Below are 14,899 nucleotides of genomic sequence, written 5' to 3'. Positions count from 1 at the left end.
AGGTGACGAGCATGCAATTATTACAAACGATCGTATCATTTTTAAACAACATATTATGGTCGTATGTCATTATCGCTCTTTTAATTGTCGTCGGATTGTATTTTACATTCCGTACAAAATTTGTTCAATTTCGTTATTTTGGTGAAATGTTCCGAGTCATTACAGAGACGCCAGAAAAAACAGGTGCGATTTCGTCGCTCCAAGCTTTTTTTATGAGCACAGCATCTCGTGTCGGAACAGGTAACTTAGCAGGTGTTGCGTTAGCAATTTCCGTTGGCGGACCTGGTGCGGTATTTTGGATGTGGTTGATCGCTTTAATTGGCGGGGCATCAAGTTTTGTGGAAAGCACACTTGCCCAAATTTATAAAGTGAAAGATGGAAACGGTTACCGTGGCGGCCCGGCATACTATATTGAGCAAGGATTGAAAAAACGTTGGCTCGGTATACTGTTTGCCATTTTAATTACGTTCTCATTCGGTCTTGTATTTAACTCTGTTCAAGCGAATACGATTACATTTGCATTTGAGCATGCGTTTCAAATGGATCGTACAGTAATCGGTATTGTACTTACTATTTTAACTGCCTTTATTATTTTCGGTGGTGTGCATCGTGTAGCGAAGGCATCATCTATTATCGTTCCAGTGATGGCGAGTTTGTATTTATTGATTGCGTTTTATGTTGTTTTAACGAACATGACCGAGTTGCCAGCAGTATTTTCTTTAATTTTTAAAAATGCATTTGGTATTGAACAAGCAGTTGGTGGAGGATTTGGCGCGGCCATCATGATGGGAATTAAGCGCGGCTTATTCTCGAATGAAGCAGGAATGGGTAGTGCGCCGAACGCGGCAGCGACAGCAGAAGTTTCGCATCCAGTCAAACAAGGTTTCATTCAAACATTAGGTGTATTTGTTGATACGTTAGTTGTTTGTAGTGCGACAGCATTTATGATTTTACTATCAGGCGATTATATGAAAGAAGGGCTTGATGGAATTACTTTAACACAAACGGCATTGAGCACGCATATTGGTGAATGGGCAAAAGGATTTGTTGCAGTCAGTGTATTTTTATTTGCATATAGTTCAATTATCGGAAACTATTATTACGGCGAAACAAATATTGAATTTATTCGTTCAAGCAAAGCATCATTGTTCGTATATCGACTTTCGGTATTAACGATGGTCATTTGGGGATCTGTATCGAGCATTCAAATCGTTTGGGACTTAGCGGATTTATTTATGGCGTTTATGGTTATCGTGAACTTAGTTTCGATTTTCTTACTTGGTCGAGTCGCTTTCGCGGCATTACAAGACTATGTCACACAACGAAACCAAGGAAAAAATCCGGTATTTTATGCACGGAATATTGGTGTAGACCATCAAGTGCAATGTTGGAAAGAAAAACAAATAGAGTGGAAAAAAGAAGCGTAAAAATGAGGCTGCTAGATTGCAGCCTCATTTTTTGGATAAGCCGGTAATTCAATAATAAAACATGAACCATGACCGAATTCGCTTTGAACACGCATCGAGCCTTTATGCAGTTCAATAATTTTTCGTGACAGAGATAAACCAAGACCTGTTCCTGTTGATTTTGTTGAAAAAAATGGATCGAAAATGTGATGGATAATGGTAGAAGGGATACCAGGTCCATTATCACGCACATAAATTTGAACGAGATTATTGTGCAACTTCGTTTCAATGTCTACCCGCAACGATTTTTCCGTTTTTGCTTCAATCGCATTGCGAAATAAGTTAATAAACACTTGCAATAGTTGATTTTTATCAATGTTAACAACGTATTGTTGTAGTTTTTCATCTAAATGATACGAAAGCCCTACGTTATGAAGAAGTGCTTCACTTCGTAACAAAAGATCTAAATCATGTCGAATGAATTCGTTTATTCCAATCCATTCTGCTTTTACTTCACTTGGTTTTGCAACGTTTAAAAAATCTGTAATAATATCATTTGCTCGATCGAGTTCTGGAATGAGAAGTTGATCAATGAGAGTAACGATATGTTCAGGCAACTGTTCCTTTAAAAACTGTAAATACCCCCGTACTGTCGTTAAAGGATTTCGGATTTCGTGGGCAATCCCTGCAGCAATTCGGCCGGCGATCGCTAGTTTTTCTGCTTCTTTTATTTGATTCAGCGATTGGAACATACTAATCACGCGTTTAATTGACCCATCTTCGTTATATAAAATGCGCGTATTAATGATCCCATAATATCGATCGAGTACTTCACAATTGTAAAGAGGTTGTTTTGTCCGCAACGTTTTTAACGTCATAATTTGTTCATCAGGAATGTTTAACAATTCTCGAATATGTTTACCGATGATTTCATCGCGATTTACTCCGACATCGTTTGCTGCCTGTAAGTTACATAATGTAATTTTTCCTTCGGCATCAACGAAAACGATATGATGAGAAACAAGATCAAAAATAGGTGATAAAAATTGTTCCACTTGTTCAAATGGATAGTCTTTTTGTAAATCAATATTCCATTGCAAAATGGGTGTTCTTTTCTCTTCCTTCTGTATTGTTTCAATCGTTGCAGAGGGAATATTTCTTTCTTTTTTTATTACTTTTCCGAGTTCATAATCAACGTATGAAAACGGAAAAGTAATGTGTTCCACAAAGCGTTTATATAAGCGTATTTCTTCTTCAAGCTCATTTATTTTTTTCTTCAGTTGTTCATGACTTTCCATCCTTCTAACTCCTCATTTCACTATTCCTATGTTGAAGTTTAACGCAAAATGAACGGTTCGGCTAGTATGTAAATAAAATTTTATAAAACTATGTTCTAAATGAAAAATGTGATAAACAACAAGATATGAGAATAAGATGGGAAAGAATAAACGGGAAGGAGGGAAGAAGATGACACCTCAGTTTATGTCTTTCATCGATCCTTATGTTTATCAAACATTGCAAACGATTAAAGGAAAAGAAGTCATCATTGAAACAGTGCGAGGAAATGTACAAGGTATTATTCAAGATGTGAAGCCAGATCATATTGTGTTAAAAAGCAGCGACACTCTCTTTTTTGTCCGCATCCAGCAAATCGTTTGGATTATGCCGAAATAAAAAGGAGGGGACTTGATGTTTACGAGAATAAACAAGCTTCAAATTGAGTTGCCAAAATCTACGTATGCGGACGCCAACGCAGCAGCGGCTGTTCAAGAGTTACTTGGTGGAAAATTTGGAGAAATGTCAACGCTAAATAATTACTTGTTTCAGTCATTTAATTTTCGGGAAAAGAAAAAATTGAAGCCTTTTTACGATTTAGTTGCAAGTATTACTGCAGAAGAATTAGGTCATGTGGAGCTCGTTACAACAGCTATAAACTTATGCTTAACAGGAACAACACATGAAGGTGCCCCGGATATTACGCCAATGCAAAACGGGGTAGATCAACGAAATACGTATCATTTTATTGCAACTGCGCAAACAGCATTGCCAGGAGATTCGATGGGAAAATCGTGGTCAGGTGACTACGTGTTCAATAGTGGGAATTTAGTATTAGATTTGTTGCACAATTTCTTTTTAGAGTGTGGGGCGCGCACACATAAAATGAGAGTATATGAGATGACCGATCATCCAGTCGCACGTGAAATGATCGGCTATTTACTTGTCCGAGGAGGTGTGCACGTTATCGCTTATGCCAAAGCGCTTCAAATTGTTACAGGGGTGGATGTCACAAAAATGTTGCCGATTCCGAATTTAAGTAACGATAAATTTGATGCGGCAAAAAAGTACGAGGCGCAAGGGTGGCATAGAAGACTATATACGTTTAGCGAACATGATTATCAAGATGTTAAACAAATTTGGAAAGGAACACACCCGCTTGATGGAGGACAACTCGAAGTCATTCAAGGGACGCCAGCAGGTGCCCCGATTCCAAATTTAGAAGCAGTGGAAGAAACATTTGCCCCTGGTATTTCATACGAGGAATTTCTTGAAATTGCTAAGCGCCTTCAAAAATCAGCCGGCTTATAGGCTATGCTTTGTGCATAGCAATTTTTTTTGGTTAATTTTTATAATAAAACTATGTTCTAAATAATCAATGAAAAAAAGAAAACAAGACACAATTGCCTACGGGTCTGTCAATCAAATATAATAAAGGAGACACAAAGGAGGATGAAAACTATTGATTACACTACAACATATTCAAGAAGCTCAACAACGAATGAGAACAGTCGTTCACAAAACGCCTCTTGAATTTTCACAAACATTTAGTCGTTTATCGAATAATCGTGTATACATGAAGTTAGAAAATTTACAGAAAACAGGTTCATTTAAAGTGCGTGGATCTTACAACAAAATTATGTTGTTAAGTGATGAGGAAAAAAGTCGAGGAGTTATCGCAGCTTCAGCGGGTAATCACGCACAAGGAGTAGCCTATTCAAGCAACATGATTGGCATTCCGTGCACAATCGTCATGCCTAAAGGGGCGCCATTAAGTAAAATTCAAGCGACACAGAGTTACGGCGCAAATGTTATTTTATATGGAGATGTGTTTGACGAATCATTAGAATATGCTCGCAAACTTCAACAAGAAACAGGAGCAACGTTTGTTCACCCTTTTGACGATCCAGCTGTCATTGCCGGACAAGGAACAATCGGACTAGAATTATTCGAACAACTGGACGATATTGATGCGGTGGTTTGTCCAGTTGGGGGTGGGGGATTGCTAGCTGGTATAGCGGTTGCGATGAAGCAAAAAAATCCAGCTATTCGCGTATACGGCGTTGAATCCACTGCTTGTGCGAGCACAACAGCGGCTAAACAACATAATCAACCAATTGTCATTACGCCATCGAATACGATTGCAGACGGCATTGCTGTTAAGCGCATTGGGGATTTGACGTTTTCGTACATACAGAAATATGTCGATGATATTGTTTGTGTGGAAGAAACAGATATTTCACGGACGATGTTATATTTGCTCGAACGAAATAAATTGCTCGTTGAAGGGTCTGCGGCTTGCTCACTAGCGGCTTTATTGTATAAAAAAATTCCGCTTGAAGGAAAAAATATTGTAGCCATTTTAAGTGGGGGAAATGTCGATGTCACACTCATTTCACGAATTATTGAACGAGGGCTCGTTGAATCAGGACGATTCGTCACATTTTCAACAATCATTTCTGACAAACCGGGACAGTTAAATAAATTGTTGCGCATTATCGCCGATTTGGAAGCGAACGTCATGTCCATTGATCATCAACGAATGGGTACAAACGTTCTTCCAGGGCAAGCAGAAGTGCGATTTTCCCTCGAAACAAAAAATAGAGAGCATATTGACCAAATTCAGCGTGTGTTGATACAATCCGGATACGCGATTCGTCGCCTTGATTAAAAACGTAAATCGTACATCTTTTTCTTCACGCAAAACAATGCTTTTAAAATGATGCCTTTTTTACTATTATTAAATTAAATAAACGATTGACATTAAAGGTGGGGAGAACAAATGAAACAAATAGAGTTTTTTATCGTTCCGCACCCAAGGGGAACCGTACGAGTAGATGTATATAAAAAGAACGGGTCGTACGAAGCGCACGCCAAATTTAAAGATGTGGCTACAGCGCAAGCAAGCGGGAACGATAAACATTTTGCAGTATTGCAAGCACTACATGAACTTGCTAAATTTTTAAATAAATATAAAGGTTCTTGAAGGAGGCATCGCTCATGATTCATTTGAGCTGGCATGAACGTCCAACGATGAAAACAGTTGTATGTAATCATACGAACGCGGAAAAGTACATTGTTCACAATGTATTAACTCCAGGTAAAGAATATGAAGTAAAAAACGAAACAGACGATTTTTATTTCATTATTGATAACCGTGGAAAAGTTGGCGGATACTATAAGCACTATTTTACAGAAAAAGCGGTATAGCACCGCTTTTTTTCATTTTTAACACATTTGTTTCAAACAAACTTCACAAATATATAGTACATTGAACTACGGATTGAATGAAGAGGGGGATTTTTTTCAATGAAAAAATGGATGATTTTATTGGTGGTGCTCTTTATTTTCGCATTGACAGGATGCAACAACAATCAAGAAGAGACGAAACAAGTTGAGCAAAACAGAGAAGTAGAAAAGACCGCGCAAGAAGACGTGTTTATGAAAGCCGCGATGGCAGAACCAGACGAAAATACAGTGTGTGTATTTTGCAACATGAAAGTATATCCAAAAGAACATGAGCTCGGTAAATTTACAGCCAAATCAGCAACTGAAAACGGTGACGTCTTGTTTTTTGATGATATCGGATGTTTATTCAACTATGAAAGAGACCACAACGAAGCTGCAAAAAAATATGTACGCGACTACAATACGTTAGAATGGATTGAATTACAAAACGCGACAGTTGTGAAAGCTGATATTAAAACACCAATGAACTATGGATATGCGTTTTTTGCCAAAAAAGAAGATGCTGACAAGTTTGTAAGTGAACAACCGGGCGCGATGATCGTATCATGGGAAGATGTTGATAAGGTCGCCCACGAACGTTATATGAAAAAGAAACAGATGATGCAAAACAAGGAAGATGGACAAGGTCATGGTCATAACGACAATATGCGATAGTCATCAAAATGGACATGACAATAACGATGGACATAGCCATAAATAAAAAAGCCTGCCATTTTGGCGGCTTTTTTATTTTTTTAGAAATATTTACATCAACCGTATTATATAATATAATACAGATATAACGGTTAGTACAGGAAAGGAAGGGGGGGCGTCATGTTTGATCTGGATTTACGAAGTCGAAAACCAATTTACGAGCAGCTTATCGAGAAAATGAAAGAAATGATTATTCATGGTGTGCTGAAACCGAACGAGCAACTACCATCTGTTCGCTTGCTAGCTAAACAGTTAACGATTAACCCAAATACAATTCAAAAGGCGTATCGAGAATTAGAAAGAGAAGGGTATATTTACTCTATTCCAGGGAAAGGAAGTTTTGTTGATAATAAAAAAGAGGCTGTTTACAGTGAAAAAGTCAAACAACTAGAAGAAAATATGTTGAAACTATGTCAAGAAGCATTCTATATCGGATTAAAAAAAGAACAAATTTTTTCAATTGTTGAACGCGCAGAACGTGCGATACGAGGAGGAGAGGAACATGATTCAAATTAATCATGTAAGCAAGCGGTTTGGGGAGTTAGAGGCGATCAAAGATGTGACATTTTCCGTCCCAAAAGGATCAATATATGGGTTACTCGGATCAAATGGTGCTGGAAAAACAACACTAATGAAAATGATAGCAGGTATTTATAAACAAGACAGAGGGTCGATCACCGTTGATGGTGAACCGATTTTTGAAAACATCAAACAGAAAGAACGGCTCATTTTTTTACCTGATGCACTTTATTTTTTTCCGCATACAACAATCCGACAAATGGCCGATTTTTATCGTCATATATATCCAAAATGGAACGAAAAACGTTTTTACGAAATGAAAGAGCTATTTCCTATTGACATAAACCAAAAAATACACCGTATGTCCAAAGGGATGCAGCGCCAAGTCGCCTTTTGGTTAACATTTTCGACGATGCCTGATGTACTTGTTTTAGACGAGCCGCTCGACGGACTAGATGCTGTCATGAGGCAAAAAGTGAAAAACATTTTATTTCAAGACGTAGCAGATAGAGAAATGACCGTCATTATTTCTTCGCATAACTTATTTGAAGTAGAAGATTTGTGTGACCGTATCGGCATTTTGCATAATGGCTCACTCATTATCGAAAAAGAATTAGACAATTTGAAAACAAACATCCATAAAGTGCAAGTGGCGTTTCACGGTCAACCTCCTTCTACTTTCCTTCAACATTTGGATGTTGTTTATCAAGAACGTCGCGGTAGCGTCCTTCTTTGTATCATTCGTGGAGAAGAGGAACAAATCAGCGCGCATATTCATAAGTATGAGCCCATTTTATTTGATTTATTGTCGCTAACGTTAGAAGAAATTTTTATTTATGAACTGGGGGAAAGAGGATATGCCATTGAAAACATTCTTGTTTAATCGGGGAATTTTTAGTCAAATTGTTCGCAACGTCGGATGGGTTGCACTTGTTTATTTCGTCGGCCTTCTTTTTGCACTACCTATCCATATTTTTATGATGACTGAAGATGAAAATTGGCTTATGCATCATCAGACGGGTCGCATATTTGATATCGGAAGTATAATTCAATTTTCCCTTATGTTCACACTTCCTGTGTTGCTTGCCATCTTTTTATTTCGCTATATGCAAGTGAGATTGTCTGCAGATTACATTCACAGTCTGCCAGTTAAACGGGAGGCACTGTTTCTTCAGCATATTGTTGCTGCGATGATCATTCTTACTGTTCCCGTCGCAATGACTGCGGGATGTTTAATAATCATGAAACCGCTTCTTCCTGTTTCGCTATATTCACTGAAGCATATAGCCATTTGGTTTACAGGTACGGTGGCAATGAATGTATTATTATTTTCTGGAACGGTGTTTGTTGGGATGTTTACTGGCATGTCCATGCTACAAGGCGTGTTTGCTTATGTTCTGTTTTTCTTCCCAGCAGGAATATTCGTTTTACTTATGTTTAACTTGAAATATTTTTTACACGGTTTTGCATATGAATATTATTTATCCTATAACATTGACAAAATCGTGCCTTTTATTCGGGCATTGAACTGGGAATCAAAACCTATTCAACCAATCGAAATATATATATATATTGTGCTCGCTTTTATATTTTATGTATTGAGTGTATGGCTATACAAAAAACGACATGTTGAAGCAGCAACAGATGCGATCGCTTTTCGTCCGCTCCGCCCCGTATTCACATATGGTTTTACATTTTGTGTCATGCTTGTCGGTGGAGCATATTTCGGGGAGATGCAACAACGAATAACTTGGATCATTTTTGGATATGTATTCGCTTCATTGATCGGCTACTTCATTGCCCGTATCATTTTAGAAAAAACATGGCGCGTGTTCACGCATTGGAAAGCATACGTTCAATATATAGGTTTTATTGCCGTTGTCAGTTTATTATTTGCATTTGACTTATTTGGTTTTGGGAAATACCAACCCCCGTTAAATGACATTGAACGAGCATATTTTGGTGATCATATATACTATTTTGAAAATGATAATGAAAACGGGGAGAATGCGTTTTTCTACGAAAGAGACAACGTCGAGCACATTTATTTGTTCCATCAGCAGTTAATGAAGCAGCAAAAATTGCAAACTGAAAATACTAAACATGTTGTCATTGGTTACGACTTGAAAAACGGAAAACGGATTGTTCGTCAATATGCTGTACCATTAGAAGTATATAATCAGTTTTACAAACCTATTTTTCATTCGCTTGAGTTTAAGAAAAATCACTATCCAATTTTGCGTATAAATGATTTCAAAAACGTTTTACAAGTACGAATAGATTCTAATTTAGGAGGGAAAGCCGTTCGATTGCGTGATCGTGAGGAGATCGAATCGTTTTTACACATACTACAGCGTCAGTTGGTAGATGAAACATTTGATCCAATCGCATGGAATCGAGAATGGGGAGCAATTACCGTCACGTATGAAAAACAAAAAGGAATAACCGAGGAAACTATGATCAAGTGGAAAAAGTCGTATCATCTCGTAGATGAATGGTTGCAGCAGCGCGGTTTATTGCAGCAAGCACGGGCGACAGTAGAAGACGTGAGCGAAGTGAAAATAATTAAAAACACAAAACGGTTGAAAACATATGAGTGGACAGATGACATGATTGAACGAGCCGAGGGAATCGTCGTAAAAGATAAAACAAAAATAGAACAATGTATGCAAATGGCTGGTTGGGATGAACGTGCGGATTATATTGTCGTTACCTACTATAAAAGTGGATATGCCGACATACAGTCATTTACTAAACATTTTATCCCTCCATTCCTTAATTGAAGACCTGAGTGCTCAGGTCTTTTTTTCGTTGTTGGCAAAAGCCACGTATCATGGCTTGAAGAATCGATCGTGATAACGGATGGCCATGTTGTAGTGCTTAATGAATATAGAATTCTCAAGAATGACAGTTCACAATTATTACATATTTCTTCGCTCGTGGTGAAATATTTTTGAAAAAAGAAGGAATTAAGAGAATGAATGGAGAACGGTATCCGTGAAATGAATATTTTAGGGAGAGAGGAAATTATGAATGTAAAAAGAATTTTATTACTTATTCCCTCGCTAGCTTTTTTACTACCAACCATCCTAGTTAGTGCCCACTCAGATCACTATAACCCTAATGGATATGCTGGGGCACAAAATCTTAAGTATTGGCGTGATGCTAGCGTTTCCAGTACAGGTTATCATAACCGTGCAGACACCGCATATGCAACTTGGAATAACATTTCTTCAAAGGTTGCTATTTCACGAGTCACTTCTGAGCCTACATATTATAGCATTGTTGTTTATGCAGGAACTATCTCCGGCTCAACCGTTTATGCGGTCGCAGACTATTGGACGTATGGCTTTTTCGGATGGAGTCAAGTAAATCCGGGGGATGCAAGGGATCGTTCAAGAATCCGACTCAACACACCTCAAATGAATACACTAACTTCTGCTGAATCAACTGACGTTATTATTCACGAATTTGGACACGCGCTAAGTTTGAGACATAATGACGATTCAGGTGCATCTGTAATGAAGGAGTATGAACTAACAATATACGGATCGCCTCAACAAACGGATAAAGACCATTTAAAACAAAAATGGGGAAATTAATAGATAAGCGGGGATATTACGAATATGAAAAGAAACAAGATTATCACTGCTTCAGTAGCTCTGTCAGGTTTTATTTCTCTCGTCTTGAGTCTATGGTATATGTCGGCTGATAAAAAAGTAAGTTTATCAATTATTCATGCTAAACAAGTATCCTTTAACACAGTAGATGAAATAATTAACTTTTCTCAACTTGTTGTCACTGGAAAACCACTTGAAAGTGAGAACTTCGTAACATTCGATGAGAGAGGGTTTACAGTAGATGCGTATACAATTACTCAGTTTAAAATAAACAAGGTTCTTGAAAATAAAACTACCTACGATTATAAAGCTGGAGATATTATCAAGGTAGCTGAACCAAGCTACATTTACGATAATGGTATTATGCCAGGAAAGACTAAATTTTCAATTAACAACTACCGAAACATGGATAAAAACCATAGCTACCTGCTGCTTCTTGTGCCTGATTTTAAATACGATGATCTGTACGTAATTTCTGGTGTCAATGAGGGTAAACACAACATTGATATTCCTGGTAATGATGGCGAAAAAGTTGGTGTGCCTCATGGAGAAAAGAATTATAAATTTAAAGAGGAATTAATGAAAAAGTTTAATATTTACTAAACATTTTATCCCTCCATTCCTTCATTGAAGACCTGAGTGCTCAGGTCTTTTTTTCGTTGTTGGCAAAAGCCACGTATATTCGGTAATATATTGTTGTCCATGATAAAAAATAGAGAGGTTGACTAGTTGTGAGACAAATTGAATTATTAGCGCCAGCAGGAGATTGGGACTGTCTTCGTGCAGCTGTCGCAAACGGAGCAGATGCGGTTTATTTTGGTGTCGATAAATATAATGCGCGTGTACGGGCGAAAAATTTCCGTATGGAAGAGTTAAACGATGTCATGGCTTATTTGCATAAATACAATGTTCGCGGATATGTCACTTTTAATATTTTAGTGTTTGAAAATGAATTACAAGAAGCAAAACAGTTAGTTGAAGCATGTATAAATGCCGGGGTGGATGCGCTCATTGTACAAGATTTAGGTCTTGTTAAACTTATTCGAGACATATCACCCGACTTTCCGATTCACGGATCGACACAAATGACAGTTACATCGCCGGAAGCGGTTGAATTTTTAAAGCCTTATCACTTGGAAGTTGTTGTTCTCGGTCGGGAAAATAATTTATCTCATATTCAAAAAATTGCTGAGAAAACAAACGTGCCATTAGAAGTGTTCGTCCATGGGGCACTTTGCGTATCGTATTCCGGACAATGTTTAACGTCAGAAATGTGGGGAGGACGTTCGGCTAACCGCGGCGAGTGTGCACAAGCATGCCGTCTTCCATATGATTTAATCGTTGACGGCGAACAAAAAGAAATGGGAAACGTCGCTTACTTACTTTCTCCAAAAGATTTAGCAGCGCTTGATCTTGTTCCAGAACTTATCGAGGCTGGTGTAAATACGTTTAAAATTGAAGGGCGATTAAAATCACCAGAATATGTAGCTAACGTCGTGAGCAAATATCGAAAAGCAATTGATGAATATTTAGCAGGACGTTATTACACCCCTTCAAAAGAAGAAATACGTGAGCTACAACAAAGCTTTAGCCGTGGATTTACACATGGCTTTTTAAAAGGAACGAACAATAAGCAGCTCGTTGATGGAACTTTTCCGAAAAGCCGAGGTGTATTTCTAGGGACGGTCAAAAAAGTATTAAAAGATGGGGTGCTATGCGATCTACAAGCTCCATTAAAGCGCGGTGATGGAATTGTATTCGACGCAGGACGTCCAGAAGAAAAAGAAGAAGGCGGACGGGTATATGACTTGAGGAAACATGGTAAAAAAATCGAAGGTGAAGTGGAAAAAGGTCTTGTTGAAATAATCCCCGGCCGGCATGATGTCAATTTAACACGTGTACATGTCGGAGATCGCATTTGGAAAACGAGTGACCAAGAGCTTGATCGCCGCCTGCGTAAAACATTTGAAACCGAGCGACCATATCAGTTGTTTCCGCTAACTGTGCATGTGTACGGTGAAGCAGGAAAACCGCTTATTTCAACATGGCGCGATGAAACGACAGGTAATGAAGTAATCGTTCAATCTGAGCAAATGTTAGATGTCGCACAAAAACGGCCGCTCACATTAGATTTTATAAAAGAACAATTCGGGAGATTAGGCGGAACGATTTTTGAATTAAAAGACGTTTATATGCATATGACAGACAAAGTTATTCTTCCGGTTAAAGAATTAAACCGAATAAGAAGACAAGCCGTTGAACAGCTTATTGAAAAACGGCAACGTCCGCGGGCGTACATCAAGCAAACCGTTGATTTAACATCTTCTTACCGACAAAAACAACGAGCAGAGAACCCTTCTTTAATGGCGCTTTGTCGCACGCTCGAACAAGTCGAAGCGGCATGTCATACAGATACAGACATGGTGTATGCCGATTTCGAATTTACAACTGATTATCCGAAAGCTGTGGAGATCGCGCGAGCAACGAACAAGCCAATCGCTTTAGCTACCCCGCGCATTCATATGCCTGGGGAAAATGGAATTTTAAGAGGAATTTTAAAAGCTGAACCAGATGCCATTTTAGTTCGTAGTTTAGGAGCGGTGCAGTATTATACGAATCAATCAATAGAACAAACGTTAATTGGAGATTTTTCGCTTAACATCTCAAACCATCTATCTGCACGATTGTTTCTAGAGCGAGGACTCGATCGAATTACACCTTCATACGATTTAAACATTCAACAGATGATTGATTTACTTGAAGCGGCACCAACAGAACATATCGAAATTGTTATTCACCAACATTTACCGATGTTTCACACTGAACATTGTGTATACTGTACATTTTTAAGTGAAGGAACCGATTTTACGAACTGTGGACGACCATGCGAGAAACATCGTGTATCGTTGCGTGACCGTATTGGCATGCTTCATCCTGTTCGTGTGGATATCGGCTGCCGAAATACAGTGTACAATGCCATTGAACAATCTGGAGCAGAATATATTCCACACTTTTTATCCCTTGGTGTTCGCTCGTATCGTGTCGAGTTTTTGGAAGAGTCAGCGAAAAAAGTAGAAGAAGTCATCACATTATATCGCGAAGCGCTCGCAGGCAAACGGAGCGGTACAAGCGTATGGCGTACGTTAAAAGCGATTAATCAGCTCGGTGTTACACGAGGACAGCTAATCAAAAAATAAGCGGGCTCAAGCTCGCTTATTTTTTGTTATTTGTACATTTTGCTATAATAGTAAATGAACGAAAAAAGAAAGGGTGATTTGTATGCCTGCTGTTGAATCAAATATGTTTCCACTAGGAGAGAAAGCTCCATCGTTTGAACTTGTCAACGTGATCAACGGACAAATCGTTCGGTTAGAAGACGTCAAATCAGACATTGCAACAGTAATCATGTTCATTTGCAATCACTGCCCATTTGTTAAACATGTTCAAGAGGAGCTTGTCCGTCTCGCCAACGATTATCAACCAAAAGGGATTTCGTTTATTGCCATTAACTCAAATGATGTAGAAAAATATCCAGACGATTCGCCAGAAAAAATGAAAGAGGTAGCTGAACAGTTTGGATATCCGTTTCCGTATTTATTTGACGAAACACAAGAAGTAGCAAAAGCATATCAAGCTGCATGCACGCCAGACTTTTACATATTCGATGGTGCAATGCAATGTGTTTACCGTGGTCAACTCGATGATTCACGACCAAATAATGGAATACCAGTGACTGGATCTTCTATTCGTACAGCTTTAGATGCATTGCTTTTAGGGAAACCTGTTCCGAAAGAACAGAAGCCAAGCATCGGTTGCAGCATCAAATGGAAAGAAAAATAAAAGTGTGAGTAAAATATTTGTGGGTGACATTCAGGAATGATTCCCCGACGAGGGTTGCGAACTTTTGTTCGCGACGCTCGTCGGGGCCACCAAGCGAAGCGCGGTAGAAAAAAGCAAATGTCATGCAAAAAGGACTCTCTCCCTGCTATGATGGTGATGACCAACATCAATAAAACAGGAGGGAGAGAGTCCATGAAACATTTTACCACAGAATGGCCTTTATTAAAAGAGCTGGAGGAACAATTAGTCAGAACTCTTCAAAAGGTGTTCGCTGTCTTGTTGGCGGCCCTTTTGGAG

Annotated in this window: 15 protein-coding genes; 14 read left to right on the top strand and 1 reads right to left on the bottom strand. The window is 38.5% G+C overall.

Translation table 11 applies throughout. From position 1 onward, the window contains the following. Nucleotides 1-11 precede the first annotated feature (11 nt). Entirely contained in the window at nucleotides 12-1,427 is a 1,416-nt protein-coding gene (locus LH47_RS08805; RefSeq protein ID WP_043966638.1) for an alanine/glycine:cation symporter family protein, read from the top strand. Nucleotides 1,428-1,438: 11 nt separating this feature from the next. Here LH47_RS08805 and LH47_RS08800 read toward each other — a convergent pair whose 3' ends face one another. Beyond that, nucleotides 1,439-2,704, bottom strand: coding sequence for a two-component system sensor histidine kinase NtrB (locus LH47_RS08800; RefSeq protein ID WP_043966636.1), 1,266 nt, complete (start codon nucleotides 2,702-2,704; stop codon nucleotides 1,439-1,441). Nucleotides 2,705-2,873: 169 nt separating this feature from the next. On the opposite strand from LH47_RS08800, the gene LH47_RS08795 reads away from it, so the two are divergent. The 13 genes from LH47_RS08795 to LH47_RS08735 all read left to right on the top strand — a co-directional run bounded on the left by LH47_RS08795 (nucleotide 2,874) and on the right by LH47_RS08735 (nucleotide 14,602). Further along, nucleotides 2,874-3,080, top strand: a complete 207-nt coding sequence (locus LH47_RS08795) for a YuzF family protein (RefSeq protein WP_043966634.1) — start codon at nucleotides 2,874-2,876, stop codon at nucleotides 3,078-3,080. 15 nt (nucleotides 3,081-3,095) lie between these two features. Then, nucleotides 3,096-3,992 carry a manganese catalase family protein gene (locus tag LH47_RS08790; protein ID WP_043966631.1) on the top strand — a complete coding sequence of 299 codons (897 nt, stop codon included), beginning with the start codon at nucleotides 3,096-3,098 and terminating at the stop codon, nucleotides 3,990-3,992. A 151-nt stretch (nucleotides 3,993-4,143) separates the two neighbouring features. Next, nucleotides 4,144-5,352: a threonine ammonia-lyase gene (gene ilvA / locus LH47_RS08785; protein ID WP_043966630.1), complete on the top strand. Its 1,209-nt coding sequence runs from the start codon at nucleotides 4,144-4,146 to the stop codon at nucleotides 5,350-5,352. Between the two features lie 111 nt (nucleotides 5,353-5,463). Then, nucleotides 5,464-5,667, top strand: coding sequence for a hypothetical protein (locus tag LH47_RS08780; protein WP_021094053.1), 204 nt, complete (start codon nucleotides 5,464-5,466; stop codon nucleotides 5,665-5,667). A 14-nt stretch (nucleotides 5,668-5,681) separates the two neighbouring features. Further along, nucleotides 5,682-5,891 (top strand): DUF6501 family protein, encoded by a 210-nt coding sequence (locus tag LH47_RS08775; RefSeq protein ID WP_003398695.1) that lies wholly within the window; start codon nucleotides 5,682-5,684, stop codon nucleotides 5,889-5,891. Nucleotides 5,892-5,990: 99 nt separating this feature from the next. Continuing rightward, a complete protein-coding gene (locus tag LH47_RS08770) occupies nucleotides 5,991-6,584 on the top strand; it encodes a nitrous oxide reductase accessory protein NosL (RefSeq protein ID WP_043966627.1) in 594 nt (197 codons plus the stop codon). A gap of 159 nt (nucleotides 6,585-6,743) precedes the next feature. Further along, nucleotides 6,744-7,139 carry a GntR family transcriptional regulator gene (locus tag LH47_RS08765; protein WP_043966625.1) on the top strand — a complete coding sequence of 132 codons (396 nt, stop codon included), beginning with the start codon at nucleotides 6,744-6,746 and terminating at the stop codon, nucleotides 7,137-7,139. Then, nucleotides 7,126-8,025 carry an ABC transporter ATP-binding protein gene (locus LH47_RS08760; protein ID WP_043966623.1) on the top strand — a complete coding sequence of 300 codons (900 nt, stop codon included), beginning with the start codon at nucleotides 7,126-7,128 and terminating at the stop codon, nucleotides 8,023-8,025. The genes LH47_RS08765 and LH47_RS08760 overlap by 14 nt, the downstream gene beginning before the upstream one ends. Continuing rightward, entirely contained in the window at nucleotides 8,000-9,925 is a 1,926-nt protein-coding gene (locus LH47_RS08755) for a DUF6449 domain-containing protein (protein ID WP_043966621.1), read from the top strand. Before LH47_RS08760 ends, LH47_RS08755 begins: the two co-directional genes overlap by 26 nt. Before the next feature lie 198 nt (nucleotides 9,926-10,123). After that, the gene (locus tag LH47_RS08750) at nucleotides 10,124-10,744 is read left to right on the top strand and encodes a zinc metalloprotease (RefSeq protein WP_043966619.1); all 621 of its coding nucleotides are present in this window, start codon (nucleotides 10,124-10,126) and stop codon (nucleotides 10,742-10,744) included. Between the two features lie 24 nt (nucleotides 10,745-10,768). Further along, entirely contained in the window at nucleotides 10,769-11,365 is a 597-nt protein-coding gene (locus tag LH47_RS08745; RefSeq protein ID WP_043966617.1) for a hypothetical protein, read from the top strand. A 128-nt stretch (nucleotides 11,366-11,493) separates the two neighbouring features. Beyond that, nucleotides 11,494-13,959 carry a DUF3656 domain-containing U32 family peptidase gene (locus LH47_RS08740; protein ID WP_043966615.1) on the top strand — a complete coding sequence of 822 codons (2,466 nt, stop codon included), beginning with the start codon at nucleotides 11,494-11,496 and terminating at the stop codon, nucleotides 13,957-13,959. Nucleotides 13,960-14,041: 82 nt separating this feature from the next. Next, a complete protein-coding gene (locus tag LH47_RS08735; protein ID WP_043966613.1) occupies nucleotides 14,042-14,602 on the top strand; it encodes a thioredoxin family protein in 561 nt (186 codons plus the stop codon). Nucleotides 14,603-14,899: the final 297 nt, after the last annotated feature.

The sequence above is a fragment of the Anoxybacillus thermarum genome (genome assembly GCF_000836725.1).
Lineage (GTDB): Bacteria > Bacillota > Bacilli > Bacillales > Anoxybacillaceae > Anoxybacillus > Anoxybacillus thermarum.
The sequence above is the reverse complement of the archived record's forward strand: the minus strand, read 5'-3'. Positions and strand labels throughout refer to the sequence as shown.

Excerpts from the sequence above, each read along its gene's own strand:
- LH47_RS08805 (WP_043966638.1), top strand. The coding sequence starts at position 12 with ATGCAATTATTACAAACGATCGTATCATTTTTAAACAACATATTATGG.
- LH47_RS08800 (WP_043966636.1), bottom strand. The coding sequence starts at position 2,704 with ATGGAAAGTCATGAACAACTGAAGAAAAAAATAAATGAGCTTGAAGAA.
- LH47_RS08795 (WP_043966634.1), top strand. The coding sequence starts at position 2,874 with ATGACACCTCAGTTTATGTCTTTCATCGATCCTTATGTTTATCAAACA.
- LH47_RS08790 (WP_043966631.1), top strand. The coding sequence starts at position 3,096 with ATGTTTACGAGAATAAACAAGCTTCAAATTGAGTTGCCAAAATCTACG.
- LH47_RS08780 (WP_021094053.1), top strand. The coding sequence starts at position 5,464 with ATGAAACAAATAGAGTTTTTTATCGTTCCGCACCCAAGGGGAACCGTA.
- LH47_RS08775 (WP_003398695.1), top strand. The coding sequence starts at position 5,682 with ATGATTCATTTGAGCTGGCATGAACGTCCAACGATGAAAACAGTTGTA.
- LH47_RS08770 (WP_043966627.1), top strand. The coding sequence starts at position 5,991 with ATGAAAAAATGGATGATTTTATTGGTGGTGCTCTTTATTTTCGCATTG.
- LH47_RS08765 (WP_043966625.1), top strand. The coding sequence starts at position 6,744 with ATGTTTGATCTGGATTTACGAAGTCGAAAACCAATTTACGAGCAGCTT.
- LH47_RS08760 (WP_043966623.1), top strand. The coding sequence starts at position 7,126 with ATGATTCAAATTAATCATGTAAGCAAGCGGTTTGGGGAGTTAGAGGCG.
- LH47_RS08755 (WP_043966621.1), top strand. The coding sequence starts at position 8,000 with ATGCCATTGAAAACATTCTTGTTTAATCGGGGAATTTTTAGTCAAATT.
- LH47_RS08750 (WP_043966619.1), top strand. The coding sequence starts at position 10,124 with ATGGAGAACGGTATCCGTGAAATGAATATTTTAGGGAGAGAGGAAATT.
- LH47_RS08745 (WP_043966617.1), top strand. The coding sequence starts at position 10,769 with ATGAAAAGAAACAAGATTATCACTGCTTCAGTAGCTCTGTCAGGTTTT.
- LH47_RS08735 (WP_043966613.1), top strand. The coding sequence starts at position 14,042 with ATGCCTGCTGTTGAATCAAATATGTTTCCACTAGGAGAGAAAGCTCCA.